At 32.3% G+C, this 3,709-nt stretch carries 4 protein-coding genes; 2 read left to right on the plus strand and 2 right to left on the minus strand.

The genetic code is table 11. The features are described from left to right. Positions 1 to 1,166: glycogen synthase (locus SULYE_RS06875; protein WP_007547879.1), on the minus strand; the 1,166-nt coding region annotated here is incomplete at its 3' end. Beyond that, positions 1,167 to 2,198, minus strand: coding sequence for a galactose-1-phosphate uridylyltransferase (gene galT, locus SULYE_RS06880; RefSeq protein ID WP_007547880.1), 1,032 nt, complete (start codon positions 2,196 to 2,198; stop codon positions 1,167 to 1,169). A gap of 294 nt (positions 2,199 to 2,492) precedes the next feature. Between galT and rfbA the strand changes: the two genes are divergently transcribed. Together rfbA and rfbC are read left to right on the plus strand one after the other, a co-directional pair. Further along, complete coding sequence (gene rfbA, locus SULYE_RS06885) at positions 2,493 to 3,380, plus strand: glucose-1-phosphate thymidylyltransferase RfbA (protein WP_007547881.1); 888 nt, start codon at positions 2,493 to 2,495, stop codon at positions 3,378 to 3,380. A gap of 3 nt (positions 3,381 to 3,383) precedes the next feature. Further along, positions 3,384 to 3,709: dTDP-4-dehydrorhamnose 3,5-epimerase (gene rfbC / locus SULYE_RS06890; RefSeq protein ID WP_007547882.1), on the plus strand; the 326-nt coding region annotated here is incomplete at its 3' end.

Here is a 3,709-nt window from a genome sequence, read left to right on the forward strand (position 1 = left end):
GTTCCGTATCTCATTGCTATCATCTGATTAAGACCGCAGGGTTCAAACAGCGATGGCATTAAAAGAAAATCGGCCGCAGCATACATTTTCCTGCTCAAAGCCTCGTTATAATCAACCTTTACAAAAATATTTTCATATTTTCCTTCGATAGATTTAAAAAAGTCATTGTATTCTTTATCACCAAATCCTAAAATAGCAAAGTTTGCAGGCATTTTAGACATTTCTTCTATTGAATCTCTAATCAAATCAACGCCTTTTTGATGTGCAAGCCTTCCGATAAAAATATAAAGTGGCTTTGCTTCATCTTTAAGTCCAACTTCTTTTAAAAACAGCTTTTTATTAATAGATTTTTTTTCAATTGTAAAAACACAATAATTTTCATAGATATATTTATCCGTTTCAGGATTCCAGACATCATAATCTATCCCATTTAAGATTCCATATAGCTTATTTGAATACTTCCTAAGCACTCCATCAAGTCCATAGCCATATTCTGGATAAGTAATTTCTTTTGCATAGGTTGGGCTAACTGTTGTTACGGCTGAACTAAAAACTATTCCGCCTTTTAAAAAGTTTACTTTATCATAATACTCCAAAGCTTCTATATGAAACAGATCCCAGCCAAGATTAAGTCTTTCCATTGCAAACTTGTCAAAAATACCTTGATAAGCAAGATTATGTATTGTTATAACCGTTCTCACATGATGATTGTGGTATTTGTAATAATTTAAAACTGGTATCAAAGCTGTTTGCCAATCATTTACATGAATTAAATCAGGATTTAAATTTTCTCTTTTGATAAACTCCATAACAGCATACGAAAAGGCCCCAAACCTAATATCGTTGTCGGGATAGTCACCTTCCGGTGGTCCATATAGATAATCTCTTCCAAAGAGTTCATCATTTTTTAGAAAGAAAAACGTAGCATCATCTATTTTTTTATAAACTTCAAAAGTATAAACTCTGTTATTTAGATTAACATCTACAGAGGCATCTATCTTGATAATTCCATGTCTATTTATATCCACTGTTTTATACAACGGCATAAATCCGAATACCTTAACACCTTGGGAGGCAATTTTTCCTGGTAAAGCTCCTGCAATATCAGCAAGACCTCCTGTTTTTGCAAAGGGATATATTTCACTTGATGCAAATACTACTTTCATTTAAATCACCTCCATTAAATATTTTGCTGCATCTTCCGGCGGCGTTGGATTAATATAGTAATCTGTCCCAAGTTCAAATCCTGCAAGGGTTGTTATCCGCGGTAAAATCTCAATATGCCAATGAAAATGCAAATCAAGACCTTTATATATTTCTTCATCGATAATAGATTTTCTTATAGGTGGTGAAGTATAAAGGATTAGGTTAAAAGATGGATTTATAAGAGTTTTATTGAGTTTTCTAACTGAAAATTTTAAAACATCTGCAAGGTCTTTTAGTTGTAAATCTGATATGTTTGTAAAATCATGGCTATGAAATTTAGGTGCTATTTTTATTTCAAAAGGGAATAAGCTTGCATAAGGACAGTAAGCGATAAAATTATCATTTTCATAAATTGTTCTAATTTTTAAATTTTTTTCGATTTTTATCTCATCACATAAATAGCATCTTTCTTTTTCATAAAAGTATTTTTTAGATTGGAGTATCATCGTTTTTTGTAATTTTGGAATGATAGGCAAGGCTATTAACTGACTATGACTGTGTACTATGCTCTTTCCTGCTTCTTTACCATGATTTTTAAACACATGAACGTATTTTATTCTAAGGTCTTTGTATAAAGCTGAAATTCTGTGTTTAAATGCAATGAACATGTTTATAAAATCTTCATCTTCAAAATCTTGTGTATGTTTGAAATGGTCTGGAGTTTCCACAATAACCTCATGGGCACCAAAACCACCTATTTTTTCAAAAATAAATTCTCCTTCTCTAATGGATGGATTTTCTATTTTTAACGCAGGATATTTATTTGGAAAAACTCTAACTTTCCACCCTGGAGTATTTGGTGGGGAACCATCGGGTCTTATTGCAAATATCTCCGGCGGTGTTTTATCTTCGTTTCCGTACTCAAACGGGCATTTAGATAGGTCAGTAGATTCTTCATAAATTGAAATATTGTATTCATGGGGTCTTCTTGCTCGGTCAGCAGATACAACCACCCATGTATCTTTAAGAAAGTTATATCTTATCTCGTTCATATTTGCTCCTCTTTTTAAGATTATTATAATTCATAATCGTTAAAATTTCATTAAATTGTTAATTTTGTTAGGTTAGGAATTCAGAAAATTATTAGATTCTTTACACAGATCGAGAATGACAAGCAAAGCGACCGGTTTGGAGGAAGTTTTATTTTTAGCATTTGCTAGAGGATGATATTTTTATAATTCAGGAACCAAGTGAAGAATCTTATGGCTTTTAACTTCCCTGAGATCAATGTAGTATAAATAATATGCTAAAATATAAGAAAAAGGTATAAAACGGAGTCTATCATAATGAAAGCAGTTATACTTGCCGGTGGAAGTGGGACAAGGTTATATCCTGTTACTATCTCAATAAACAAACACTTTTTACCAATTTATAACAAACCTATGATTTATTACCCTTTGTCTCTTGTTATGCTTCTTGGAATTAAAGATGTTATGTTTATAGTTAATCCGGAAGATTTAGACTCTTTCAAAAAACTATTTAACGATGGATCCCAACTTGGAATGAATTTTCATTACAAAATCCAAAGTAAGCCAAACGGGCTTGCAGAAGGGTTGATTCTTGCAGAAGATTTTATAAAGGACGATAATGTGTTTTATCTTCTTGGAGATAACGTGTTTTTTGGTCATGATTTACCAAAGGTTTTAAAAGAAGCAAAAGAAGATGTTGAGAAAAACGGCGGAGCTTATGTGTTTGGATATTACGTAAAAGACCCAGAAAGGTTTGGTGTGATTGAGTTTGATGAAATAGGAAATGTTTTGTCAATAGAAGAAAAACCCAAAAAACCAAAATCTAATTATGCAGCTGTAGGAATGTATTTTTACGATAAAAAAGCTGTAGATTATGCAAAAAGTGTAAAACCATCAGAAAGAGGGGAGCTTGAAATTACATCTGTTAATGAGATGTACTTAAAAGATAAAAAGCTAAAAGTCAAGCTGCTTGGTAGAGGTTTTGCATGGTTTGATGCAGGAACCCATGACAGTTTTCTTGAAGCCGGAGAATTTGTTGCAACCATAGAAAAAAGAACAGGTTTAATGATAGGCTGTATAGAAGAAATAGCCTACAATAATGGATGGATTTCGAAAGAGCATCTTTTAAAATTAGCCCAACCGCTTAAAAAGACAGAATACGGTAAATATCTTTTGAGTTTAGTAAAGGACCATGAAAGGAGCTGAATAATGCCATTTGAAATAATTGACACTGAAATTCCCGAGGTAAAAATAATCAAGCCAAAAGTTTTTAAAGATGCGCGGGGATTTTTCTTAGAATTTTATAAAAAATCTGACTTTGAAAAAGCCGGATTAAATGTTGAATTTGTCCAAGATAATCATTCTAAGTCTGTTAAAGGCGTGCTTAGAGGACTTCATTTTCAAGAAAAGCCTTACGAGCAAGGTAAATTGGTAAGATGCATAAAAGGAAAAATTTTTGATGTGGCAGTAGATATAAGACCGGATAGTCCATACTTTAAAAAATGGGTAGCCGTTGAATTATCTGAAGAAAATAA

The sequence above is a fragment of the Sulfurihydrogenibium yellowstonense SS-5 genome (genome assembly GCF_000173615.1).
Lineage (GTDB): Bacteria > Aquificota > Aquificia > Aquificales > Hydrogenothermaceae > Sulfurihydrogenibium > Sulfurihydrogenibium yellowstonense.

Bases quoted from the DNA above. Each gene is read 5' to 3' on its own strand.
- galT (WP_007547880.1), bottom strand. From the start codon at position 2,198: ATGAACGAGATAAGATATAACTTTCTTAAAGATACATGGGTGGTTGTA.
- rfbA (WP_007547881.1), top strand. From the start codon at position 2,493: ATGAAAGCAGTTATACTTGCCGGTGGAAGTGGGACAAGGTTATATCCT.